Source organism: Streptomyces sp. NPDC056580, assembly GCF_042793175.1.
In the GTDB taxonomy this organism is placed as follows: domain Bacteria; phylum Actinomycetota; class Actinomycetes; order Streptomycetales; family Streptomycetaceae; genus Streptomyces.
Map to the genome: position 1 here is coordinate 406,137 of NZ_JBHTVE010000001.1, position 23,329 is coordinate 429,465.

The window sequence follows — 23,329 nt, forward strand, 5'->3', positions numbered from 1 at the left end:
GCGCCGAGAGATCCTCGGACGCCTCGGAGCCCGCGCCCACCCGACGTCGAGCGCTCAGCGCTTGGTCTCGTACCTGGTCAGGACCACGCCGTCGGGAAACGTCCGGGTCTCCACCAGGCTCAGGTTCACCCATTCGTCCAGGGCTGTGAAGAACGGCGTGCCGCCGCCCACCAGGACCGGATGGGTGACGATCGCGTACTCGTCGATCAGCCCGGCCCGCATGGCCGCCGCGGCGAGTGTGGCACCGCCGATGTCCATGGGGCCGTCGCCGTCGCCCTTGAGCCTGGTGATCTCGGTGACCGCGTCGCCGGTGACCAGACGGGTGTTCCAGTCGACCGTGCTGGTCGTGGAGGAGAACACCGCCTTCGGCATGTCCCGCCAGCGGCCGGCGTACTCGATGGCCGCCGGAGTGGCACCCGGCTGCTCGTCGGCGGTCGGCCAGTGGGAGCTCATCGTCTCCCACAGCTTGCGCCCGTACAGCGCCAGGGCCGTCGCGCCCACCCGGTCGGACCACCACTGGAACAGCTCGTCGCCCGGCACGCTCCAGCCGAGGTCGTCGCCGGGCGCGGCGATGTAGCCGTCCAGGCTCATGTTCATGGCAAAGGTCAGTTTCCGCATGGCGTCGTGCCTCCCGGGAGTCGGTGGTCGGCGTACAGACCAGCACGGCGCGGAAAAATCACCGGTCAGGCCACACTGCCGCACCACGCTGCCGCAGTAAGCACCGCACGAACAGGTGACCGGACTCGGAAGCGCGGGCGCGCTCCGGCTGCCGCACGCCCGGCCCCTTCGCCGCGATCGACGACCCGGCGCTGCCGGAAGTGCCGGCCGAACCGGCGGCGGCGCGGGCGATGCCGTCGCCCGTCATGTCGCCGAGGGTGCCCCCGCCGCACGTCGCCGGACGTGACGCCCCTCGTTCGCTGCTGGTGCGGGCCCTTCTCACCGGCGCCCCGTTTCGCGCGGACGCGAAGGCGCCCCGGCCGGCATGGAGCCGGCCGGGGCGCCGCGGGTCCTGTCCCGTCCTCCGGGTCCCGCCGGAGGCCGTCAGCGGCTCGCCAGCCGCAGGTGCAGGTCCCGTTCCTGGTCGCCGGAGGCCGTGCAGGTCTCCTCGACGGTGAACATGGAGTCCAGCGTCTTGCGGAACCGGTCCACGGCCCAGTAGCTGCCCTGGACGTCCGCGAGGATGGACGAGTCGAGGTGGACGGGCGGACAGCCGGACCCGCGGGTGTCCGCGACGTCGTACGTGCCGAGCCACACCATCGGACGGACCTCGTCGAGCTGCCTCGGAATCTCGTCGGGCGCCCGGTCCGACGCGAAACAACTGTTCAGAGCGTCGAATACGAGGCGTGCGTCCTCCTTGGAGCCGCTGATCTCCACCGAGACGGTCTCCTGGTGCGACTGGTCCGTGTTCTCCATGATCGCTCCTTTCCTGGCCGCGCTGCGGTGGAACGGGGTACCCCGCCGAACCGCGTCCATCCTCAGCAAAGCACCACGGACCGGTGAGCACACCTCAGCGGCGGGAGGCCCGGCCCGCTCAGCCGCGGGTGAACTTGTACGTCTTGCTGTCCGTGAGGACGCAGAAGCCGGGCGAGACGACGATGACGCGCAGGATCCCGGTCCGGCGGTCGTAGTCGACACCCTCCGCCTCGAAGGCCCCCGAGCAGGAGCTGCGCAGCGGCAGCTGGCGCAGGGCTGTGACGTGTCCGGTGACGTCCGCCGTGCCGTTCGGCGCCGCCGACAGGTCGATCCGCAGCAGCGGCTTGGTGATCCCGAAGAGGGAGCCGTCCGGGTCGTCGGAGGAGCACAGCAGGGTGGTGGGGCCCGAGAAGTCGCAGCCCTGGACGTCGCGCACGGCGTGGTCGAGGGCGACCGCGGAGACCTGCGGGAGGTTCGCCGAGGGCGAGGTGGCCGGGTTCACGCCAGGGGTCGGGAAGACCAGCAGGCGGTTCATGGTGCCCCACTCGCCCGACAGCATCCACTGGCCGTCCGGGGAGACGGCCGCCCAGGAGTTGTTCAGGGCCTCGCCGGGGCTCAGCGTGTGGACGTACTCCGACCAGCCGCCGCCCGGCGCCTGCACGCGGAACATCTTGGAATTGCCCGAGTCGCGCTGGTAGGGCTCGATGTAGTGGCCGTCGTACGAGGCGTCGGGGTCGCCCACGTGGTTCCAGCCGCGGCTGGAGACGCCGATCGGTATGGTGCCGATGCCGGTGTACCGGTTGGGGCTGTTCGCCGGGACCTCCACCGAGGTCAGCCCCTGGCTCTCGGTGAGCGGATCGGCCCGGTCGGAACCGGTCTCGGTCCAGGTGTCCGCGGCGTGGGCCGGGGCGGGCGCGGCGAGGGACACGACTGCGGCGGTGGCCAGGATGACGAGTCCGGTGAGGGCTGCGTGACAACGTTGCCTGACGGAGGGGGACGCGGGCATGGCCGGCTCCTCGGTGGAGGGGGGTGGGTGCACTCGGTCGGCGGACAGTCTGGCCCGGACGGGTGGTCATGTACAGGCCAATGGAGCAACATGAGCGTGAACTCTCCCCGCTCCGGGCACCGTCCTGCGCGGCCCCCGTGGGCGACGGCCTCCCCCGTCCGCGCCGCCGGCCCGGTGCCTTCGGCGTACGTCCGCCGCCCGGCTGAGAGATGGTGGAGACAGGTGCGACGGCGCGGAGAATCGGAGTGAGCGCGGCAGGTCGAGGGGAGTCGGCACGGGGGCCGGCGTGCCGCGCGATCGTGCGAAGGCGGTGCGTGGCATGAGTGCAGCCGGGGCCCCGGCGGCGGACGGCGACGTCCCGGCGCGCGGGCCGGTGCGGGCCGGCGGACTGCTCGACGTGCTGCGCGTGGCGTCGGTGGTGCTGGACGACAGGGGCCGCATCGTGCTGTGGAGCCCGCAGGCCGAGGAGCTGTTCGGCTACTCGGCGCGGGAGGCCCTCGGCCAGTACGCCGCCCGGCTGATGGTGGACGAGCGGCACATCGAGCTCGTCGGCAGGCTGTTCGCCGATGTGATGCGCACCGGCCGGAGCTGGGCCGGCGGCTTCCCGGTCCGCCACAAGGACGGCAGCACCAGGCTGGTCGAGTTCCGCAACATGCGGCTGCTGGACGACCGGGGCGACGTCTACGCGCTGGGGCTCGCCGCCGACCAGTCGACCGTGCGGCGCCTGGAGCAGGACGTGGCGCTGTCCGAGCGGATGGTGCAGCAGTCGCCGATCGGGCTCGCCGTGCTCGACACCGATCTGCGGTTCGTCACCGTCAACCCCGCCCTGGCCCGGAACAACGGCGTGCCGGCCGAGGAGCACATGGGGCGCAGGCTGCGCGACGTGCTGCCGATGCTGGACACCGAGGCCCTGGAGGCCGCGACCCGCCGGGTGCTGGAGACCGGCGTCCCGCTCATCGACTCGCCGCTGGTCGGCCGCACCCCTGCCGACCCGGACCGGGACCGCACCTGGTCGCAGTCGCTGTACCGGCTCGAGGACGCGACGGGCAACGTGCTCGGGGTCGCCGTCTCCCTCGTCGACATCACCGAGCAGCACCGCGCCTCGCTGGAGGCGGAGACCGCGCGGCGCCGGCTCGCGCTCGTCGCCGACGCCTCCGCACGGATCGGCACCACGCTGGAGCTGGAGCGCACCGCCTGCGAGCTGGCCGAGGTGTCGGTCCCGGCACTGGCCGACGTCGCCGCCGTGCATCTGCTGGACGCGGTGGTGGCGGGCCGGCCCAGCACACTGGGCCCCTCGGACGAGGCGGTGTTCCGGGCCCTCGCGGTGCGCCCGGCGAACGGCTCGGACGCCGTGGGCGCCGCCGATCCGCCCGGCCAGGTCGCCCGGTACGGCCCGGACCGGCTGGTCACCGAGTGCGTGCGCACCGGTGAGGTGCTGCTCGTGTCACGGGTGGCGGACGAGGACCTGCCCCGGATCGCCCGTTCCCCGGAGGCGGCCGCCCTGCTGGGCCGGGCGGGCCTGCACTCCTATCTGGCCGTGCCGCTGATCGCGCGTGGGGAGGTGCTCGGCGCCCTCGATCTCAAGCGGACCCGCAACCCCGCGCCCTTCGACGAGGACGACGTCCTGCTGGCCCGTGAGCTGGCGGCCCGCGCCGCCGTGCACATCGACAACGCCCGCTGGTACCAGGACGCCCGCGACACCGCGCTCACCCTCCAGCGCAGCCTGCTGCCGGGCCGGCCACCGGTGACGACCGGCCTCGAGGTGGCCTCCCGGTACCAGCCGGCGGGCGCCACCAGCGAGGTCGGCGGCGACTGGTTCGACGTCATCCCGCTGGAGGGCGGCAGGACCGCGCTCGTGGTGGGCGACGTGATGGGCAGCGGCATCGGCGCGGCCGCGACCATGGGCCGGCTGCGCACGGCGACCACCACGCTGGCGTCACTCGGTCTCGACCCGGCGATGCTGCTGGAGCACCTGGACAGGACGACCTCGGCCCTGGACCACTCCATCGCCACCTGCGTGTACGCCGTGCACGACCCGCACCTGCGCCGGTGCCGGATCGCGAACGCCGGGCACCTGCCGCCGGCCCGGGTGCGCCCGGGCCGGCCGCCGGAGCTGCTCGACCTGCCCACCGGGGTGCCGCTGGGGGTGGGCGGGGTGGGGTTCTCGACCGTCACAGTCGACTTCGAGCCGGGCGACGAGCTGGTGTTCTACACCGACGGCCTGGTCGAGACCCGCCGTCATTCGCTGGACGAGCGCCTGGACCTGCTGCTGTCCCTGCTGGACGACCCCGGCCGCCCGCTGGAGGAGACCTGCGACCTGCTCCTGCGCACGCTGCACCACCCGGACAACCACGACGACGTGGCGCTGCTCATCGCCCGTGCGCAGGAGCTGCCGTAGGCCGCGTCACCGCTCCCGCACGCCGATCACCACGTGCGCGTACAGCTCCTCGGACGCCGCCGTACGGGCCGTCAGACCGGCGTCGGCGAACGCCTGGACCCCTGTCCGGGCCTGATGCTCGCCGGTCTCGGCCAGGAGGCAGCCGCCCGGCGCCAGCCAGCCGGCGGCCGCGGCGGCCACCCGGCGCAGAACGTCCAGTCCGTCCGCGCCGCCGTCGAGCGCGACCGGCGGCTCGTGGTCGCGGGCCTCCGCCGGGAGGAGCGGCACCTCGGCACTGGGAACGTAGGGCACGTTGGCGGTGAGGATGCCGACCCGGCCGCGCAGCGCGGGCGGCAGGGCGTCGAACAGGTCGCCCACGTGGACCCGGCCGTCGTACGGGGCGAGGTTGCGGCGGGCGCAGCGCACCGCGGCCGGGTCGATGTCGGCGGCGTGCACCTCGACGGGTCCGAGCGCGTCGGCCAGGGCCGCGCCGAGCGCACCGGATCCGCAGCACAGGTCAACCACGACCGTGGCGTCCGGGGCCTGGGCCAGGGCCTGGTCGACCAGGAACTCGGTACGGCGGCGCGGCACGAAGACACCCGGCTCCACGGCGATCCGCAGACCGTGGAACCGCGCCCAGCCGACGACGTGCTCGAGCGGGAGGCCGGCGGCCCGCCGGTCCACCATCGCGGCCAGTTCGGCGGGGGTGCGGGCGGTGCCGAGGATCAACTCCGCCTCTTCCTCGGCGAAGACGCACCCGGCGGCGCGCAACGCGGAGACGACTGCGGGACGGGAGAGCGGAGACGAGGAGGGAAGGGAGGGCAGCGAGGACATGCGGGCCGAGAGCCTTTCGGAGAACCGGAGCCGAAGGGCGCTCCCACGCTCACAGCAAGCGGTCACGGGGAGGGAGCACCCGGGCTGACACAGCGGTAATGGGTCTCACCTCCTCAACAACCGTCAGGCCGCGGACATCCCGCGACCGGACGGCCACCTTACCCCAGCCCGTTCGGACCCCCACCGCCCCCTCGGCCCCCTTCCTCCGCCCCTTCCTGGGCCCTTCGTCCGCCCCTCCCTGGGGTCCTTCCTCCGCCCCTTCCTCGCCCCCTTTCTCCGCCCCTTCCTCGGTGTCCCGGCACCCGGCGGGCCAAAGGTTGACCTAGGCAACTTTCTTCCCCGAGTTGTACTGTGCAACTGGAACGCAGGAGGTATTCCGTGACTGCAGCAGCGCAGACGGCCGTCGAGACCATCCAGCGCGAGATGACCATCTTCGCCCGCCGGGCTCGGGCCTCGGCGGGCCGGATGCATCCCGAACTGTCACTGGTGTCGTACACGTTGCTCGGGCATCTGGAGGAGAGCGGCGGCTGCCGGGCCACCGATCTGGCCGCGCACTACGCCCTGGACAAGTCCACGGTCAGCCGCCAGGTGGCCGCGCTGGAGCGGGCGGGGCTCATCGAGCGCCGCACCGACCCGGAGGACCACCGCGTCCAGGTGCTGGACCTGACGGAGGCCGGCCGGGCGATCCTCGCCCAGGTCACGCGCAGCCGCCGGGCCGCCTTCCGGGAGCGGCTCGCCGAGTGGCCCGAGGAGGACCTGGTCCGTTTCGCACGCTACCTGGAGCGGTACAACGCTGGGCCGGCCCCGGCGGCCGGCCCCGGCGGCGCATAGGGCCGGCCCCGGCAGCGCCTGCCGGCCCTACGGCACCGGTATGGCCGCCCGGCCGTCCGTCATCCGCTCCGGCACGCGGGCCGCGAGGAACGCCGTGCCGCGGCGCAGCCGGAAGCCGAGCGCCTCGTAGAGCCGCAGGGCGCCGGTGTTCCGGGCGCTCGCGTGCAGGAACGGGATCTCGCCCCGCTCCCGGACGCCGTGCGCGACGGCGCGGATCAGCCGGCCGGCCAGGCCCTCGCCCCGGTGGGCCGGGTCGGTGCAGACGGCGCTGATCTCGGTCCAGCCCGGCGGACGCAGCCGCTCCCCCGCCATGGCGACCAGGGCGCCCTCGCGGCGGATGCCGAGGTAGGTGCCCAGTTCGACGGTGCGCGCCAGGAAGGGGCCCGGCCGGGTGCGCCGCACCAGGTCGAGCATCTCGGGCACGTCGCGCGGGCCGAGGCGGACCGCCTCCGGGTCCGGCGCGGCGGCCAGGCCGTCGTCCACGAGCTGCACGCCCTCCGTCCAGAAGGTCACCTCCCAGCCGTCCGGGAGCTCCCCGATGTAGCCCGACAGGGGCACCTCGGCGCCCGGACCGGCCAGTGCGGCGAGGTCCGCCCAGTCGTCCGCGTCCGGGTCGTCGGGCATCGCCAGCCACGGGGACACGTCGAGCGGGTAGCGCAGCACACGGCCGCGCCGCTCGGCGAAGTGCGCGTGCGGGCCGGTCAGGGAGGCCAGGGCGGGATTGTCGAGGACGTGCCGGGCCGCGGACGCCTCCGGGACCGCGCCGGTCGCGGCGCTCATCCGCCCACCTCGATGACGATCTTCCCCTGGGCGTGCCCGTCCTCCACGGCGCGCAGGGCCGCCCCCGCGCGCTCCAGTGGGAAGGTGCGGGTGACGTGCGGGGCCAGGACGCCGCGCAGCACGAGGTCGGCCAGCTCGTCCAGCACGGCGGCGGTGCGGGCCCGGGCGACGCGGGAGCCGCCCAGCGCGGCGGCCTGCGCGGGCGGGGCGCCCGCCGTGATCAGTCTCGTCCGGTCGGCGAGCAGGCCGGCCGCTTCGGCGAGCGTGCCGCCGCCCACCAGGTCGTACACCGCGTCCACCCCGCCGGGAGCGGCGGCGCGCACCCGTTCGGCGAGGCCCGGGCCGCCCGGCACGTGCACGGCGCCCAGCGACTCGACGAAGTCCTTCTTGGCCTCGCCCGCCACGCCGACCACCCGCACCCCGAAGGCGCGGGCGAGCTGCAGGGCCGCGGCGCCGACCCCGCCGCCCGCGCCGGTCACCAGCAGCGTCGCGCCCTCGGGCAGGGCGAGCTGGCTCAGGCCGTCGTAGGCGGTGGCCGCGGCGACCGGCAGGGTGGCGGCGTCGGTGAACGACAGCCCGTCCGGCTTGTGCGCGGTCACGGCGGCGCTCAGCAGGGCGTACTCGGCGTACCCCCCGTCGACGGTGTTGCCGAACACGGCGTCGCCCGCGGCGAACCCGGTCACTCCCGGCCCGGTCTCCTCGACGACGCCGGCCGCCTCGTTGCCGAACACCGCGGGGAAGGCGCGCTCCGCGGGGTCGCCGGGGCGGCGCAGGCCCTCGCGCAGCTTCCAGTCGACGGGGTTCACCCCGGCCGCGCGCACCGCGACCAGCAGCTCGCCCGGACCGGGGCTCGGCCGGTCCACGTCGGTCAGCGCCTCGGCCTCCGGGCCGCCGTACCGCGTGAAGACGTACGCCTTGGGCATCGTGTGTCCTCTCCTCCGTCGTACCGTCGCCGGCGCACCGGCCGGCACTCAGCGGCAAGACGGAGCGGACCGAGGCTATTCCCGGCCGCGGAAGGAGTTCGCACGGCTGTAACGAACGGGGTACTGACCTGGGGCGGAGCACGCGCGCGGACAGCGTACGGTGGAAACCATGAACGTCACCCGAGGCTTCACGGGTCGTCCGCGCGTCACCGATCCGGGACTGCCGCCGGGGCAGTACGACGCGCGGGACGAGTGGCCCGTCCTGTCCGCCGAGGTCACCCCGGACCTCGCCCCCGCCGACTGGTCCTTCCGCGTCGACGGGCTGGTGGAGCGGCCGCACACGTGGGGCTGGGAGGAGGCCCGGGCGCTGCCCGCCTCGGTGTACGAGGGCGACATCCACTGCGTGACCGGCTGGTCGAAGTTCGGGGTGCGCTTCGGAGGCGTCTCGCTGGACGCGTTCCTCGACGCGGTGCGGCCGGACGCGGGCGCCACCCACGCGGTCGCCTACTCGCACACCGGCTACACCACCAACCTGCCGCTCGCCGATCTGACCGGCGGGCGGGCCTGGATCGCCTGGGAGTCCGACGGCGAGCCGCTGGCGCCGGAGCACGGCGGCCCGGCGCGGCTGCTGGTGCCGCACCTGTACTTCTGGAAGAGCGCCAAGTGGATCGCCGGCATCACGCTGCTCGACCACGACGAGCCGGGCTTCTGGGAGGGCAACGGCTACCACGAGCGGGGCAACCCCTGGGAGGAGCAGCGGTACTCCGGTGACTGAGACAGTGACCGCGGCCCGCGTCCCCGCGACGCGTTTCGCCGTGCCCGGGCGCATCGCGGTGAGCGAGCGGGCCGCGTCGGTGTGGCAGACGGCCACGCTGACCGGGATCCGCCGCGAGACCCCGCACGCGGCCACCTTCCGGTTCGCGGTGCCGGACTGGGCGGGGCACCTGCCAGGGCAGCACCTGCTGCTGCGGCTGACCGCGCCGGACGGCTACGTGGCCCAGCGCCACTACTCGATCGCGTCCGCCCCCGACGACTCCGGCCACATCGAGCTGACCCTGGACCACGTGCGGGACGGCGAGGTCTCGGGCTGGTTCCACACGACGGCCCGGCCCGGTGACACGGTGGAGATGCGCGGCCCGCTGAGCGGCTTCTTCGCCTGGCCGGGCGACCGGCCCGCCCTGCTGCTCGGCGCCGGCTCCGGCGTCGTGCCGCTGATGTCGATGGTGCGCCACCACCGGGCACGGGGTCTCGATGTGCCGCTGCGGATGCTGGTCTCGGCGCGCAGCCCCGAGGAGCTGATCTACGCCGGGGAACTGGGCGAGGAGACGACGGCCGTGTTCACACGGAGCGCCCACGCGGGGACGCCGGTGGGTCGTATGGCCGCCGCCCATGTGGCGCCGCTCCTGGCCGGGCAGCCTCCGGGTGGCTGGGAAGCCTATGTGTGCGGCTCCAACGGCTTCGCCGAGCACGCCTCCAGGCTGCTGGTCGCGGCGGGCCAGCCGGTCGAGCGGATCCGTATCGAGCGCTTCGGCTGAGCCGCCCGCACGGCGGCGAGGGGCGCGCCGCGCCGGGCTCCAAGAGGGCTTGAACTCGCGGTGGGCGGCGTGCGCGGGGCGCACCGTAGCGGGGTACCAGACGGGTGCGGACGCCTCGCGGGAGGCGACGGAGGGCGGCCCGCCGGTGCCCCCGGCCCGGTGGCCCTCCGGCTGCGGCGAGGAGGTGGAGCATGCGTACCCGGGTGCGCGGCTGGCGCTGGCGGCACAATCCGCTGCGGCGCAGGTCGGACGTCATGGAGGCCTGGACGGTCCTGGTCGTCGCCGTCCTGCTGTTCGTCGTCACGCCGCTGGCCGGGGTGGCGGCCGGTCTGTACGCCCACGACCAGGCACGGTCGCGCGCGACGGCGCTGCGGACCGAGCGGCACGAGGTGCGCGCCACGCTGACCGGCGACGTGTCCCGGCGGCCGCGCCCGGTCGAGGGCGACCGCGGGCACCCCTATCAGGCCAAGGTCCGCTGGACCGAGCCAGGCGCCGGTACGCGTACCGCCGTGGCCCGCGTACCCGCCGGGAGCAGGGCCGGTGACGTGGTGACCGTGTGGTTCGACGCCCGGGGCCGCGCCGTCGCCCCGCCGCCGAACGACGTCGCGGTCTGGCAGCACACCGTCACGGTGGGCCTGTGCGCGGCGGGAGGCTCGGTGGCCGTGGTCCTCCTCGGATACGCCGTGCAGCGCCGGTCGGCGCTGCGCCACCGGATGGACGAGTGGGAGCGGGAATGGGCGCGCACCGGCCCGAAGTGGACCCGGCCGCGCACCTGAGCGGGTGAGGTGACCCGGCCGCCTCGGCCGTCCGTACCGCCGTGAACCGACCGCGGCGGCAACCGCTTTCACCGCGGTGACCTGCACAGGGACCGATCGTCGCGCGGGCATCGGGAAACCGTGTCCCGAACGGGCCTGGCCAGTCCTCCGACCACCCTCGTACCGTGAGCCGACGCAGTCCTCCCGTTGGCGAAGGCGGTTCCCGATGGCCCTGTTCGACCTCCCCCTCGACGAACTCCGCGAGTACCGCGGCGCGTCCACCGCGCCGGAGGGCTTCGACGCCTTCTGGGACAAGACCCTCCAGGAGGCGCGCGGGTACGAACTGGACGCCCGGTTCGAGCCGGTGGACACCGGGCTGTCCACGGTCCAGGTGTACGACGTGACGTTCGCCGGCTTCGGAGGCCACCCGGTCAAGGGCTGGCTGCGGCTGCCCGCCGGCGCCGCGGAACCGCTGCCGCTGGTGGTGGAGTTCATCGGTTACGGCGGCGGGCGCGGCCTCGCGCACCAGGACCTGCTGTGGGCGTCGTCGGGCCGGGCGCACTTCGTGATGGACACGCGCGGCCAGGGCAGCGCCTGGGGCGGCGGTGGCGGCACGGCGGACCCGGTGGGCGCCGCGCCCGCCTTCCCGGGGTACATGACGCGGGGCATCGACGCACCCGAGAACTACTACTACCGCCGGGTGTTCACGGACGCCGTGCGCGCGGTGGAGGCGGCCCGTTCGCATCCGCTCGCCGACGCGGCGCGGACCGTCGTGACCGGCGGGAGCCAGGGCGGCGGCATCTCGCTGGCCGTCGGCGGTCTGCTGCCCGACCTGGTCGCGGTCGCCCCCGACGTGCCGTTCCTGTGCGACTTCCCGCGCGCCACGACGCTGACGGACCGTCATCCCTACCGCGAGATAGGCCTGTTCCTGAAGACGCACCGCGGCCGGGCCGAGGAGGCGCTGCGCACGCTGGCCTACTTCGACGGCGTGCACTTCGCGGCCCGCGGCCGGGCCCCGGCCCTCTTCTCGGCCGCGCTGGAGGACCAGACCTGCCCGCCGTCGACCGTGTTCGCGGCGTTCAACGCCTGGGCGCACCAGGACAAGGCGATCGAGGTGTACGACTTCAACGACCATGAGGGCGGCGGGCCGTTCCAGGAGGAGCGCAAGCTGCGCTGGCTGCGCGCGTACGCCTGACCTGCGGTCGCGCCGGGCCTGGCCGGCACGGGCCGGACCGGCGACGCCCGCCGTCTTCCCTCCGGTCCGACCAGTCGGTACGTTCGGGTGCGCCCCGGGCCGTGCTGCCGCCGTCCCGGGTTCCCGGCGACGACGACGGAGGCTGGATGTCCGCGCACGAGGCACCGGTTCACGGCCACTGCGATCCGCGCTTCACCGCGGTGCGGGAGGCGTTCGAGGAGAACTTCCGGGAGCGGGACGAACTGGGCGCCGCCGTGACCGTGACCGTCGGCGGCGAGACGGTGGCCGATCTGTGGGGCGGCTGGGCGGACGCCGCCCGCACCCGGCCCTGGGAGCGGGACACCCTCGTCAACGTGTGGTCCACCACCAAGGGGCCGGTGGCCCTGTGCGCGCATCTGCTCGCCGACCGGGGCCTGCTCGACCTGGACCGGCCGGTGGCCGCGTACTGGCCGGAGTTCGCGGCCGCGGGTAAGGCGGACGTCCGGGTGCGGGACCTGCTCTCGCACCGCGCCGGGCTGTCCGGCCTGCGGGAGCCGCACTCCGTCGAGCAGCTCTACGACTGGGAGCTGACGACCGCGCGGCTGGCGGCCACCGAGCCCTGGTGGGAGCCGGGCACCCGGTCCGGATACCACGCGCTGACCTGGGGCTTCCTGATCGGCGAGGTGATGCGGCGGGTGTCGGGGCTGCTGCCCGGCGCACTCCTGGAGCGGGAGGTGACCGGGCCGCTCGGGCTGGACTTCACGATCGGCCTGCCGGAGAAGGAGGCGGGCCGGGCGGCCGAGCTGGTCCACGCGCGGTCCGGGGACGACGGCGAACGGGCCGCCGCCTTCGCCCGGTTGCCGCCGGCCGCGATCGCCGCCCTGGCCAATCCGCCGGTGGGCGCGGCGCAGGCGAACACGGCCGAGTGGCGGGCGGCGGAGATTCCCGCGGCCAACGGGCACGGCACGGCCCGTGCGGTCGCCGCGCTGTACGGCGTCTTCGCCGGACGGGGCTCCCACGGCGGCCGGCGCGTCCTGTCGCAGCGGGCCGTCGAGCAGGTGCGCGAGGGGCAGGGCCGCTGCCGCGACCTGGTGCTGGGGGCGGGCCTCGGGGGTGAGACGGAGGTCGGGCTCGGGGTGTGGCTGAGCGGACCGCACGGCTCCTACGGACCGAACCCGCGCGCTTTCGGACACGACGGGTTCGGGGGTTCCTGCGGCCTCGCGGACCCGGAGGCGGGGGTCTCGCTCGGCTACGTGATGAACCGGATGGGGCCGCACATCGCGGACGACCCGCGCAAGTGCGCCCTGGTGAAGGCGGTCTACAGCGCCCTGTGAGGACAGGCCGGGCGGGTGGGTTTCGGCCGAACCGGCAGGCCGCTCTTCCCTTGTGGTTTAGACCAATGCTAGATGTGGTCGCGCAATGAGCCCATCCGGCTACGTCTTGTCACCAACAGGAGGCGCGGCATGGCCCGCACCACCCCGCTCGACCCCCCGCAGACCGACGACCTGCCGCTGTACCGGCGGGTCGCGGCTCTGCTCCTCGCCGAGCTGCACGACGGCACCGTCCCGCCCGGCGGCCGGCTGCCGAGCGAGCGGCACCTCGCCCGGCACTTCGGCGTCAGCCGCGAGACCGTACGGCAGGCGCTCGAGGTGCTGCGCCGTGACGGCCAGGTCGCCACGGACCGGCGGGGCAGCCACGCCACGCTGCCCGGCCGCCCGGTCGAGGACCCGCTCTCGCTCACCTTCCCCGTGGGCGCCCGGCCGGCCGACCCGTGCGCGGTGGACCGGGCGACGGTGACCTGGGAGGCGCCGTCCCCGGAGCACGCGCGGGCGCTCGGGCTGGCCCCGCACCGGCCGACGCTGGTGCACCACTACCGGTCGGCCGCGCCCGACGGCCACTCGCTGCGCACGGCGGTGACAACGTTCTCCACGGTGGCGCTGAGCGAGGTCGCGGAGCTGGGCCGCTACCGCGACCGGGCGGACGGGGCCACCCCGGCGGAGCTGCGCCGGGCCTACGACTGGATGCGCAAGGCCGGGCTCACCCTGCACCACCGGGACTCCATCTCCCAGACCGGCGACGCCTCCTCGGTCCGGGTGACGCGCCGGGTGCACGACCAGTACGCGCGCCCGCTGGAGATCACCGACCTGGTGGTCGACTCCGGACGGGACGCGCTGGTCTACGAGTTCACGCTGCCGGCGGCCGGCTGAGCGCGGGCCACGACGAGACGTGCCCTCGGGGCGCCGTCACCGCGCCGGCCGAACTCAGGCAGCGGACGCAGTCCGACCGCGAAGCCGGCGCGGGCCAGCCCGCCGAGGACGTCGCCGAGCCGGAAGGTCCGGTAGTACATGACGAACGGCGGCCGCCAGAGGGCGTTGCGCACCCGCATCACCGAGTCGAAGCCGAGCAGCGTCCAGAACGCGGGACTGCCGGGACGGGGCGGCGCGAAGAGCGGGAAGGCGAAGCTGCCGCCCGGCCGCAGCACCGAGCGGACCCCGCGGAAGAGCCCCGGCAGTTCGCGGGGCAGGAAGTGGCCGAACGCGCCGAAGCTGACCACCAGGTCGAAGGCGGGTGCGAAGGGCAGCGCCCGGGCGTCGGCGCGGACCCAGGCGACGTCCGGGCCGCCGGACGGCTCCCGGCGGCGGGCGACGTCGAGCATGCCGGCGCTGAAGTCGACACCGGTGACGCTCCGGCCGCACAGCCCCGCCAGCAGTTCCGTGCCCGCTCCGGTGCCGCAGCACAGGTCGAGGCCGTCCTCGAACGGCCCGAGCGGGCCCAGCGCCTCGGCGACGGACTCCAGCACGGAGCGGGGCGTGCGGAAGGGGGTGCTGTCGAACTTCGGGGCCAGCAGGTCGTAGCCGTGCTCGACGGACGACAAGGCCTGGACGGCGAGTTCGCGCAGGCTGGGGCCTTCGGGGCTGAACATCGCCTCAGCCTAGGGGCACACGCTGCTCGATGACGCGCAGAACGCGTTCGCACCAGCGCAGGTTCTCCTCCTCGAAGGCGATGCCGGCCATGAGCGTGAGGTACGGGCCGATCCGGTCGGCGGTGCGCAGGTACTCCTCCTCGGTCCGCCCGTCGAGGAGACGGGCGCGCACCCGCTCGTAGCGGTCGAGCTTGCCGCGGGCCCAGCCCCTGCGCTCCTCCACGAGTGCGCGGGCCACCGAGGGATCGCCGCCGTCCATGGCCTGGATCTTGATGAGGAGTTCGTCCCGGACGGCCGTGGGCCGCTTCGGCGGTTCGTCCGCGAACGCCCGCAGCCGGCTCCGGCCCGCCTCCGTGAGGCTGAACATCCGCTTGGTGGGCCGCCGCTCCTGCGGCACCGTCCGGGCCTCGACCAGCCCGTCCTGCGCGAGGCGCTCCAGCTCCCGGTAGAGCTGCTGGGGGGTGGCGGGCCAGAAGTTCGCGAGCGAGACGTCGAACACCTTCGACAGCTCGTAGCCCGAGGCCTCCCCCTCCAGCAGGGCGGCCAGGACGGCGTACTTGAGCGACATGTGGACACGCTAGCAGCAGGTGATTACCCTCATCCGCACCTATTCAACTAGTTGACTATGCGGGGAGATCCGATGCGCGCGTTCCGCGAGGCGGTCGAGTCGGGCGACCTGGACGCCGTCGAGGCGCTGCTGGCCGACGACGTCGTCTTCACCAGTCCCGTCGTCTTCAAGCCGTACTCCGGCCGGGCGATCACCGCGGCGATCCTGCGCGGGGTCTCCCAGGTCTTCGAGGACTTCCATTACGAGCGGGAGCTGGCCGGTGCGGACGGCCGCGACCACGCTCTGGTGTTCCGCGCGCGGGTGGGCGACCGGGAGCTGACCGGCTGCGACTTCATCCACCTCGACGACGAGGGCCTGATCGACGGGCTCACGGTGATGGTGCGTCCGCTCTCGGGCGCCCAGGCGCTCGCCGCGGCCATGGGCGCCCGGTTCGACTCGATCGAGCGGGAGGCCCGGACGCGTCCGGTCTGACCGCGGCGGCCGCCGCGCCTCAGGGCGCCGGACGCACCGGAAGGGCGCGCACGCTGTTGCCGACGAACCCGGCGTGCGGGCTCAGTTCCGCGTCGGGGACGGCGAGTTCGAGTCCGGGGAAGCGGGTGAACAACCGCTCCAGCGCGACGGTCGCCTCCAGGCGGGCCAGCGGTGCGCCGAGGCAGTAGTGGGCGCCGTGCCCGAGGGAGAGGTGGCGTACGGAGCCGGGGCGGGCGGGCCGGGTGACGTCGAACCGGCCGGCATCCGGGCCGTGCGCCGCCTCGTCCCGGCCCGCGGCGGAGTAGCCGGCCAGGACCGGGGTGCCGGCGGGTATGAGCGTGCCGGCCAGGGTGAGGTCGCGCACCGGATAGCGGAACGGGAAGTAGCTGACCGGCGCGTCCCAGCGCAGGGTCTCCTCGACGACGTCGGCCCAGCTCGCACCGCCCGCGCGCACCAGGTCGAGCTGGTCGCGGTGGCCGCACAGGGCGCGTACGGCGTTGGTGATCAGGTTGAGCGTGGTCTCGTGCCCGGCGATGATCATCAGGACGAGCGTGCCGATCAGCTCCTGCGGGCTGAGCCGGTCGCCGTCCTCGTCCTGGGCCGCGATGAGCGCGCTGGTCAGGTCGTCCCCGGGGGCGGCGGCCTTCGCGGCGGCGATCTCCCCGAGCACGGCGAGCAGTTCGCGGTTGGCCGCGACGGCCTCGGCGGGCTCGGTGTCGGTGGCCACGATCCGGCTGCTGAGACGGTGCAGCCGGTCCCGGAACCCGGCTTCCACGCCGAGGAGTTCGCAGATGACGCCCATCGGCAGCGGCAGCGCGAAGTGGCGGCGCAGGTCCGCGACGCCTCCGCCCGCCGTGGCCGCCACCGCCAGTGCGTCCAGCAGCGACTCGGTCAACTCCTCGACGCGCGGCCGGAGTTCCTCGGCGCGCCGCGGCGTGAAGGCGCGGCTGACCAGGGAGCGCAGCCGCCGGTGGTCAGCCCCGTCGGCGGTGGTCATGCCCGCCACGGTCGCGAAGGTGAGCAGCGGCCACCCCTGCGCTATCCGCCCCTCGCGCAGCGCCGTGAAGTGTCGCGCGTTCTTGGCCACGTCGGGATGCTGCAGGAACTCCCTGAGCGCCTCGTGCCCGAGCACGGCCGCGCCCACGATGCCGCCGGGCAGTTCGACCGGGGTCACGGCGCCGCGGGCCAGCAGTCGCGCGTTGCCGGCGTGCGGGCAGCCGCCGGCGGGGTCCAGACGGTGCGGCGGCATGGCGGGCGAGGTCTCCACCGGCAGCTCCTGACGCTCGTACGACGAGGGTGACGCCGACGATCGTAGGCCTCCCGAGGCCGCTTGGCCTGGGGTTTCGCACCGGCGGGAATGTCCGGCCGCGGCGGCGTGTTGACTCGGTCACGGACAGGCCGCTCCACCGGGTGGTATTGTGCCGACAGCACCCGTGCACGTCCCTCCGCGGACGCCGGTGCCAGTTCTCCCTCATCGCGCCGATCCGCCCGCCGGTCTCTCCGGCTCCCGGCGCACCGGCTTCCCGGCGCCACCTCGTGACCAGGCCTCTTCGACGTACCCGAGGTGCCGTTCCCGCCGCCCGGAGACACCCGTGTGTCCGTCTCCCGCTCGCGGCCCGTTCCCCTCCTGTCTCCTTCGTCCGTCCGTGAAAGGACCTCCCGGCATGACCACCACACTCGAACACCCCCCTGTCGCACAGCGGCCCCGGACCACCCGGCCCGTCACCGGCGTCCTGGACGTCGACGCGCGCGGGAAGGGGCACCTGAGGGCCGCGCACCTGCTGCCCTCCCCCACCGACCCCCAGGTCTCCCCAGCGCTGATCCGCCGTCACGGCCTGCGCCGGGGCGACCTCGTGCAGGGTGAGAGCACGGCGCAGCACGGCCTGACCGGCATCACGCTGGTCGACGGCCGCACCCCGGCCGAACTCCGCTCCCGCCCGCACTTCCACGACCTCACGCCGGTGCACCCCCATGAGCGGCTGCGCCTGGAACACCCGGCGTCCGGACTGGCCGGGCGGGTCACCGACCTGTTCGCGCCGGTCGGCAAGGGCCAGCGCGGGCTGATCGTGGCACCGCCGAAGAGCGGCAAGACCGTGCTGCTGCAGCAACTGGCCGCCGCCGTCGCCGGCAACCACCCCGGCAGCCGGCTGATGGTCCTGCTGCTGGACGAGCGCCCCGAGGAGGTCACCGAGATGCGTCGCTCGGTGCGCGGCGAGGTGTACGCCTCCACCTTCGACCGGGCGGCCAGGGAGCACATCGCCCTGGCGGAACTGGTCGTGGAACGGGCCAAGCGGCTGGTCGAGGCCGGTGAGGACGTCGTCGTCCTGCTGGACTCGCTGACCCGGCTGTGCCGGGCTCACAACAACGCCTCCGCCGCCGGCGGCCGCACCCTGAGCGGCGGTGTCGACGCGGGCGCGCTGCTCGGCCCCAAGCGGTTCTTCGGCGCCGCCCGGCAGGCCGAGGAGGGCGGCTCGCTCACCATCCTCGCCACCGTCCTGGTGGACACCGGCTCCCGCGCCGACGGCTACTTCTTCGAGGAGCTGAAGAGCACGGGCAACATGGAGCTGCGGCTGGACCGCGAACTCGCCGCCCGCCGGCTCTTCCCGGCCGTGGACATCGACGCCACGGGCACCCGGCGCGAGGAACTCCTGCTCACCCCGGCGGAGTCGGCGGCCACCCGGGGCCTGCGCCGGGCCCTGCGCTCCCGCGACGGCGGACCGGCCGCCCTGGAGACGCTGCTCGGGCGGATGCGGGACACCCCTGACAACGCCACGTTCCTGCGCCGCGTCCAGCCGACCCTGCCCGCCGTCGGCTGAGCCGCTCGGGACCACCACCGAGGGCGACGGCCGGATCGCTCCCCGCCCGCCCGCGCGCCCGGCGGCCGAACCGCTCCCGACCCACCCGCCGGTGCGGCATCCGGGTTGCTCCCGTAGGCCGTCCGGCGCGGGCAGCCCGCCGAGGCCGCCCCGCCTTCCTATGTTGATCTTATGATCACCGGATTCTCTCGTCGGGTCGCCGTCACGGCCTGCTCCCTGTGTGCGGTGGGCGTCCTCGCCCTCGCACCGGCCGCCTCCGCCGCACACCGTGCGGAGGATCCCGCACCGCCCGGTCCACGCACCACGGTGCCGCCGCCGTCCCTGCTCCAGCACTCCGGCACACAGGTCAGACCCCAGCGGGGCGCCCCCGGGCTGCCGGCCGTCTCCGCGCTGTCCTGGCTGGTCGCCGACGCCGACAGCGGCAAGGTGCTGGCCGCGCACGAGGCGCACCGCCCACTGCCGCCCGCGAGCACCATGAAGACCCTGTTCGCCCTCACCCTGCTGCCCGGCCTGCCCGCCGGCATGCGGCACACCGTCGACTACCGGGAACTGGAGGACGTCGGCGAGGGCAGCAGCCTGGTCGGCGTCGAGGAGGGGCACAGCTACCAGGTGGCCGACCTGTGGCGCGGGGTCTTCCTCAGCTCGGGCAACGACGCCGTGCACGTGCTGGCCTCGCTGGGCGGCGGCGGCTGGCAGGCCACGGCCAGGAAGATGCAGGCCGAGGCGCGGTCCCTGGGCGCCCTGGACACGAATGTCGTCTCCCCCGACGGCTACGACGCCGACGGCCAGGTGTCCTCGGCGTACGACCTGGCCGTCTTCGGACGGGCGGGGCTGCGCAACGCCGACTTCGCCCGGTACTGCTCCACCGCCCGGTCCGAGTTCCCGGGCGACGGATACCCGTACCAGATCCAGAACACCAACCGCCTGCTGACCGGCGAGGACGGTGTGACCCCGTACCCGGGGCTGATCGGGATCAAGAACGGCTACACCAGCAACGCGGGCAACACCCTCGTCGCCGCGGCGCGCCGGGACGGCCGCACCCTCGTGGTGACCGTGATGAACCCTCAGGAAGGCGGCGGCTTGGCCGTGTACGAGGAGGCCCGGCAACTGCTCGACTGGGGCTTCGCCGCGGCCGGATGGGTGGACCCGGTCGGATCGCTGGACGCGCTGCGCCCCCCGGCCGCCCCCGCCGCGGCCGCCGCCCCCGCCGCCGCCGCGCCCGCCTCCCCCGCGCCGGACGACGACTCGGACTGGGCGCCCACCGCGGCCGTCGTGGGCTTCTCCGGGCTCGGCGCGGCGGCGCTGGCGCTGGTGCTGCGGGCCAGGATCAGCCGGGGCGCCCGCGGCTGACCGGCCGGCAGGCCCAGCAGCAGACCGAGCGTGACCCAGGTGTAGGCGCTGCCGCCCAGGAAGCCGCCCGGGCCGGAGGCATCCCGTACCCAGAGCCAGACCACGCTGGTGCACAGCACCGCGTACAGGGCTCCCGCGAGCCGCGGGCGCCCGGCGCGCGCCAGCACCACCAGCGACGGCAGCAGCCACACCAGGTGGTGCACCCAGGTGACCGGGCTGACCAGGCAGGCCGCCGCGCCGGTGAGCGCGAAGGCCGCGGGCCAGTCGGCCGCCGCCACCGCCCTGCGGGCCCGCCACGCCCACCCGCACAGCACCAGCAGCACAGCGCCGGCCCACAGGGCGCGGTCCGGCTCGCCGAGGCGGGCCAGGACGCCCTGCAGCGACTGGTTCGACACGTAGTCGAGCCGGCCTACGCGGCTCGTGTCCCACAGCGCCCCGGTCCAGTAGAAGCGGGACGCGCCCGGGTCCGCCCAGGCGGCCAGCCCGGTCGCCGCGAGTGCCACGCAGCCGGACACGGCGGCCGCCCGCCACCGCCGGGCGAGCAGCAGCAGGGCGATGAACAGGGCGGGCGTGAGCTTCACCGCCGCGGCCAGCCCGATCCCGGCGCCGGCCCACCGGCCGCGGCCGGTCCCGAGCAGCCAGGCATCGCCGAGCACCAGGGCCAGCAGCACCAGGTTCACCTGCCCGAAGCTGACGGTGTCCCGCAGCGGCTCGAACAGCGCGAGCGCGCACAGCGCCAGCGACCAGCGGAACCAGCCGTGCCGGCGCCAACCGGGCCCGGCCAGGACGCGCAGGACCACGGCCAGCGCGGCCAGGTTCACCAGGAGCGAGGCGGCGATCGCGGTGTGCCGGCCCACCAGGGCGAGCGGCAGCATGGCCAGCGCGGCGAACGGCGGATAGGTGAAGCCGTAGGACGTCCCCGGCACCCGGTAGTCGTAGATCCGGCCGCCGTGCGCGGCCCAGGTGTGCACGGTCCCGTAGTAGACGCGCAGGTCGAAGAAGTCCCGCAGCAGGGGCACGGTGGCCGTGAAGACGGTCACCGCGGCGGCCAGGGCCACCACCAGCAGCAGGCGCCCGCGGTCGGTGCGCGGCAGCGCGGGGCCCTTCATGCCGTGCGTCCCGCCGCCGGCGCCCCGGCCGCCAGGCGCGCCTGTCCCAGCAGGACCAGCCCCAGGGCCGCGCCGCAGACGGCGAGGGCGAGTTGGCCGGGGCCGGGCGGGCCGCCGCTCGGCAGCACCGCGAGGGCCAGGGCGGCGGTCGGGGCGGCCACCCGGTGCCGTACCGGCGTGCTGGGCGCGGCGGCCGCGACGAGGAACAGGCCCCACAGGACGTACCAGGGCCGGATCGCCGGGCCGAGCACGGCGACCGTCAGCAGGCTCAGTCCGAGCGCGTAGACCGGCAGCGGGCGCAGCCGGAGCCAGATCAGCGTCACGGCGACGCCGGTGGCCACCAGGCCCAGCAGGTGCCAGGCGGGCACGGCGAACGGGGCGAGGCCGCTGCCGAGGTGTTCGAGCAGGGCGCCGGTGGCCCGGCCGAGCAGGCTGGTCAGGGCCCAGTTGTGCGCGGAGACAGGGGTGTCGAGGGCGCCGATCCAGCCGTATCCGGTGCCGGCCAGGGCGGTGGCCAGGACCGTGGTCGCCGCGGCGCCGGCCGCCGTCGTCAGCGTGGCGCGCAGCGGGCCGCGGCCGGAGTGGACCTGGAGGAGCAGCGCCGCCGGCAGGCCCAGCGCGGCGGGCGCCTTGACCAGGGCGGCGAGGGTGATGAGCACCGTGCCGAGCAGGGGCCACCGGCCGAGGGCCGCGACCAGGCCGAGCCCGAGCAGGCCGAGCATGAGCGCGTCGTTGTGGGCGCCCGCGACCAGGTGCAGCAGGACCAGCGGGTTGAGGGCGCCGAGCCACAGTGCCGCGGCCGGGTCGGCGCCGCTGTGCCGGGCGAGGCGGGGCAGCGCCGCCGCCATCAGGGCCACCCCGAGCACGGCGACCAGACGCATGCCGACCAGGCCCGCGGGCAGTTCGCCGCGGGTGAGGGCGGACAGCGCCGAGGCCAGACCCAGGAACGCCGGGCCGTAGGGGGCGGCCGTGTGCCGCCACACCGGGGCCACCTCCTCGGCGAGCGGGCCGCCGAGCCGGGCCGGCCCGTGGGCGTAGACGTCCATGTGGGCGTCGACCATGGCGCCCTGCGCGAGATAGCTGTAGACATCCCGGCTGAAGAGCGGGGGCGCGAGCAGCAGCGGGGCCGCCCAGACGGCGAGCACCGTCAGCAGGGCGCGCACGCCGGGCGGTCGCGGGCCGCGCACCAGCCGGCCGAGGAGGGCCCAGGCCGCGGTGAGCAGCACGACGCCGCAGTAGACCCCGACCAGGCCCAGCGCGGCCCGCGCGGAGGCAGGGGCGAGCAGGTCGCGCACGGGCAGGGCGCCCGCCGTCTTGCCGCCCAGCGCGAGGACGGCGGTGCCGGCCAGCCCGAGCAGCCGGCAGCGGCGCAGATCGAGGGGAGCGGTGAGGGCCGGCACGCGGTCAGCCTGGCAACGCCGGGTGGCCGGGGAGCGACGCTTCCGGCACCGCCGGGCGGCCCCTGCGTGACCGGCGTGTGCGAAGCGGGCGCCGCCGGGTCAGAACACCGAGAGGCCGGTGAGCGTGGTGAACCGGTCCAGGGCCGCCACGCCCGCCACCGAGTTGCCCCGCTCGTCGAGGCCCGGGCTCCACACGCACAGCGTGCAGCGGCCCGGGACCACCGCGATGATCCCGCCGCCGACGCCGCTCTTGCCGGGCAGTCCGACCCGGTAGGCGAAGTCGCCGGCCGCGTCGTACGTGCCGCAGGTCAGCATCACCGCGTTGACCTGCTTGGCCTGGCTGCGGGTGAGCAGCCGGGTGCCGTCGGCGCGGATGCCGTGCCGGGCCAGGAAGCCGGTGGCGAGGGCGAGGTCGGCGCAGGAGGCGGCGACGGAGCACTGCCGGAAGTACTGGTCGAGCAGCACCGGCACCTCGTTGTCGATGTTGTGGTAGGACGCCATGAAGTGGGCGAGGGCCGCGTTGCGGTCGCCGTGCGCGGTCTCGGAGGCGGCGACCTCCAGGTCGAGGTCCAGCCGGGGGTTGCCGCTCTCGGCGCGCAGGAAGGCGAGGAGTTCGCCGGCGGCGTCCCCGGTGCGGGTCTGCAGGCGGTCGGTGACGACCAGCGCGCCCGCGTTGATGAACGGGTTGCGCGGGATGCCGTTCTCGTACTCCAGTTGCACCAGGGAGTTGAACGGGTTGCCGGACGGCTCGCGGCCCACGTGCTCCCAGAGTTCGTCGCCCTCGCGGGCCAGGTCGAGGGCGAGGGTGAACACCTTGGTGATGGACTGCGTGGAGAACGGCTGCCGCCACTCCCCCACCCCGTACACCGTGCCGTCCAGTTCGGCGACCGCCATGCCGAAGCTGCGCGGATCGCGGGCCGCGAGGGCCGGGATGTAGTCGGCGGGGCGCCCGCGGCCGGGGGTGCGGCCCAGTTCCTGGGCGATGCGCTCCAGGACCGGCAGGAAGGCGGGGGGCGACGTCGTTGCCATGACCGCCATTGTGCCGCCGGGCCCGTCCCGGCACT

General features: G+C 74.9%; 23 protein-coding genes and 1 pseudogene. 11 read left to right on the forward strand and 13 right to left on the reverse strand.

Translation table 11 applies throughout. The features are described from left to right. Positions 1–54: 54 nt before the first annotated feature. The 4 genes from ACFQ9Z_RS01870 to ACFQ9Z_RS01885 all read right to left on the reverse strand — a co-directional run bounded on the left by ACFQ9Z_RS01870 (position 55) and on the right by ACFQ9Z_RS01885 (position 2,419). Entirely contained in the window at positions 55–618 is a 564-nt protein-coding gene (locus tag ACFQ9Z_RS01870) for a dihydrofolate reductase family protein (protein WP_383009581.1), read from the reverse strand. Between the two features lie 58 nt (positions 619–676). Beyond that, the gene (locus ACFQ9Z_RS01875; protein WP_383009583.1) at positions 677–865 is read right to left on the reverse strand and encodes a hypothetical protein; all 189 of its coding nucleotides are present in this window, start codon (positions 863–865) and stop codon (positions 677–679) included. A gap of 176 nt (positions 866–1,041) precedes the next feature. Next, the gene (locus tag ACFQ9Z_RS01880; RefSeq protein WP_383009585.1) at positions 1,042–1,413 is read right to left on the reverse strand and encodes a hypothetical protein; all 372 of its coding nucleotides are present in this window, start codon (positions 1,411–1,413) and stop codon (positions 1,042–1,044) included. Positions 1,414–1,531: 118 nt separating this feature from the next. Then, positions 1,532–2,419 carry a hypothetical protein gene (locus tag ACFQ9Z_RS01885; protein WP_383009587.1) on the reverse strand — a complete coding sequence of 296 codons (888 nt, stop codon included), beginning with the start codon at positions 2,417–2,419 and terminating at the stop codon, positions 1,532–1,534. Between the two features lie 319 nt (positions 2,420–2,738). On the opposite strand from ACFQ9Z_RS01885, the gene ACFQ9Z_RS01890 reads away from it, so the two are divergent. Beyond that, positions 2,739–4,817: a SpoIIE family protein phosphatase gene (locus ACFQ9Z_RS01890; protein ID WP_383009589.1), complete on the forward strand. Its 2,079-nt coding sequence runs from the start codon at positions 2,739–2,741 to the stop codon at positions 4,815–4,817. Positions 4,818–4,823: 6 nt separating this feature from the next. Here the strand turns inward: ACFQ9Z_RS01890 and ACFQ9Z_RS01895 are convergent, their stop codons facing one another. Next, positions 4,824–5,630 carry a putative protein N(5)-glutamine methyltransferase gene (locus ACFQ9Z_RS01895; RefSeq protein ID WP_383009591.1) on the reverse strand — a complete coding sequence of 269 codons (807 nt, stop codon included), beginning with the start codon at positions 5,628–5,630 and terminating at the stop codon, positions 4,824–4,826. 423 nt (positions 5,631–6,053) lie between these two features. Between ACFQ9Z_RS01895 and ACFQ9Z_RS01900 the strand changes: the two genes are divergently transcribed. Further along, complete coding sequence (locus ACFQ9Z_RS01900) at positions 6,054–6,461, forward strand: MarR family winged helix-turn-helix transcriptional regulator (protein WP_383010291.1); 408 nt, start codon at positions 6,054–6,056, stop codon at positions 6,459–6,461. Between the two features lie 27 nt (positions 6,462–6,488). On the opposite strand, the gene ACFQ9Z_RS01905 is transcribed toward ACFQ9Z_RS01900, so the two are convergent. Further along, positions 6,489–7,241 carry a GNAT family N-acetyltransferase gene (locus tag ACFQ9Z_RS01905; protein WP_383009593.1) on the reverse strand — a complete coding sequence of 251 codons (753 nt, stop codon included), beginning with the start codon at positions 7,239–7,241 and terminating at the stop codon, positions 6,489–6,491. Further along, the gene (locus ACFQ9Z_RS01910; RefSeq protein WP_383009595.1) at positions 7,238–8,164 is read right to left on the reverse strand and encodes an NADP-dependent oxidoreductase; all 927 of its coding nucleotides are present in this window, start codon (positions 8,162–8,164) and stop codon (positions 7,238–7,240) included. Before ACFQ9Z_RS01910 ends, ACFQ9Z_RS01905 begins: the two co-directional genes overlap by 4 nt. Before the next feature lie 169 nt (positions 8,165–8,333). Here ACFQ9Z_RS01910 and ACFQ9Z_RS01915 point away from each other — a divergent pair, with 169 nt between their 5' ends. The 6 genes from ACFQ9Z_RS01915 (at position 8,334) to ACFQ9Z_RS01940 (ending at position 13,835) form a co-directional block, all read left to right on the forward strand. Beyond that, positions 8,334–8,939 carry a sulfite oxidase-like oxidoreductase gene (locus tag ACFQ9Z_RS01915; protein ID WP_383009597.1) on the forward strand — a complete coding sequence of 202 codons (606 nt, stop codon included), beginning with the start codon at positions 8,334–8,336 and terminating at the stop codon, positions 8,937–8,939. After that, entirely contained in the window at positions 8,932–9,699 is a 768-nt protein-coding gene (locus ACFQ9Z_RS01920) for a ferredoxin reductase (protein WP_383009599.1), read from the forward strand. Before ACFQ9Z_RS01915 ends, ACFQ9Z_RS01920 begins: the two co-directional genes overlap by 8 nt. Positions 9,700–9,890: 191 nt before the next feature. After that, entirely contained in the window at positions 9,891–10,475 is a 585-nt protein-coding gene (locus tag ACFQ9Z_RS01925; protein ID WP_383009601.1) for a hypothetical protein, read from the forward strand. 205 nt (positions 10,476–10,680) lie between these two features. Continuing rightward, positions 10,681–11,649: an acetylxylan esterase gene (locus tag ACFQ9Z_RS01930; protein ID WP_383009603.1), complete on the forward strand. Its 969-nt coding sequence runs from the start codon at positions 10,681–10,683 to the stop codon at positions 11,647–11,649. 146 nt (positions 11,650–11,795) lie between these two features. Continuing rightward, positions 11,796–12,962 carry a serine hydrolase domain-containing protein gene (locus ACFQ9Z_RS01935; protein WP_383009605.1) on the forward strand — a complete coding sequence of 389 codons (1,167 nt, stop codon included), beginning with the start codon at positions 11,796–11,798 and terminating at the stop codon, positions 12,960–12,962. 129 nt (positions 12,963–13,091) lie between these two features. Beyond that, a complete protein-coding gene (locus ACFQ9Z_RS01940; protein WP_383009608.1) occupies positions 13,092–13,835 on the forward strand; it encodes a GntR family transcriptional regulator in 744 nt (247 codons plus the stop codon). Here the strand turns inward: ACFQ9Z_RS01940 and ACFQ9Z_RS01945 are convergent. Continuing rightward, on the reverse strand, positions 13,805–14,551 hold the full coding sequence (locus ACFQ9Z_RS01945) for a class I SAM-dependent methyltransferase (protein ID WP_383009610.1): 747 nt from the start codon (positions 14,549–14,551) through the stop codon (positions 13,805–13,807). The genes ACFQ9Z_RS01940 and ACFQ9Z_RS01945 overlap by 31 nt on opposite strands. Positions 14,552–14,555: 4 nt before the next feature. After that, positions 14,556–15,119 carry a PadR family transcriptional regulator gene (locus ACFQ9Z_RS01950; protein WP_383009612.1) on the reverse strand — a complete coding sequence of 188 codons (564 nt, stop codon included), beginning with the start codon at positions 15,117–15,119 and terminating at the stop codon, positions 14,556–14,558. Between the two features lie 72 nt (positions 15,120–15,191). Between ACFQ9Z_RS01950 and ACFQ9Z_RS01955 the strand changes: the two genes are divergently transcribed. After that, a complete protein-coding gene (locus ACFQ9Z_RS01955; protein WP_383009614.1) occupies positions 15,192–15,590 on the forward strand; it encodes a nuclear transport factor 2 family protein in 399 nt (132 codons plus the stop codon). Positions 15,591–15,609: 19 nt separating this feature from the next. On the opposite strand, the gene ACFQ9Z_RS01960 is transcribed toward ACFQ9Z_RS01955, so the two are convergent. Further along, on the reverse strand, positions 15,610–16,857 hold the full coding sequence (locus ACFQ9Z_RS01960; protein ID WP_383009616.1) for a cytochrome P450: 1,248 nt from the start codon (positions 16,855–16,857) through the stop codon (positions 15,610–15,612). Positions 16,858–17,254: 397 nt separating this feature from the next. Between ACFQ9Z_RS01960 and rho the strand changes: the two genes are divergently transcribed. Beyond that, a complete protein-coding gene (gene rho, locus ACFQ9Z_RS01965) occupies positions 17,255–18,406 on the forward strand; it encodes a transcription termination factor Rho (protein WP_383009618.1) in 1,152 nt (383 codons plus the stop codon). 171 nt (positions 18,407–18,577) lie between these two features. Next, positions 18,578–19,411: pseudogene (locus tag ACFQ9Z_RS01970) on the forward strand (D-alanyl-D-alanine carboxypeptidase family protein); the annotation flags it as partial. A 59-nt stretch (positions 19,412–19,470) separates the two neighbouring features. Here ACFQ9Z_RS01970 and ACFQ9Z_RS01975 read toward each other — a convergent pair. From ACFQ9Z_RS01975 to ACFQ9Z_RS01985, 3 genes are all read right to left on the reverse strand, one after another. Beyond that, positions 19,471–20,865, reverse strand: a complete 1,395-nt coding sequence (locus ACFQ9Z_RS01975) for a glycosyltransferase family 87 protein (RefSeq protein WP_383009620.1) — start codon at positions 20,863–20,865, stop codon at positions 19,471–19,473. Further along, positions 20,862–22,265 (reverse strand): polyprenol phosphomannose-dependent alpha 1,6 mannosyltransferase MptB, encoded by a 1,404-nt coding sequence (mptB, locus tag ACFQ9Z_RS01980; RefSeq protein ID WP_383009622.1) that lies wholly within the window; start codon positions 22,263–22,265, stop codon positions 20,862–20,864. Before mptB ends, ACFQ9Z_RS01975 begins: the two co-directional genes overlap by 4 nt. A 99-nt stretch (positions 22,266–22,364) precedes the next feature. After that, positions 22,365–23,303 (reverse strand): glutaminase, encoded by a 939-nt coding sequence (locus ACFQ9Z_RS01985; protein ID WP_383009624.1) that lies wholly within the window; start codon positions 23,301–23,303, stop codon positions 22,365–22,367. Positions 23,304–23,329: the final 26 nt, after the last annotated feature.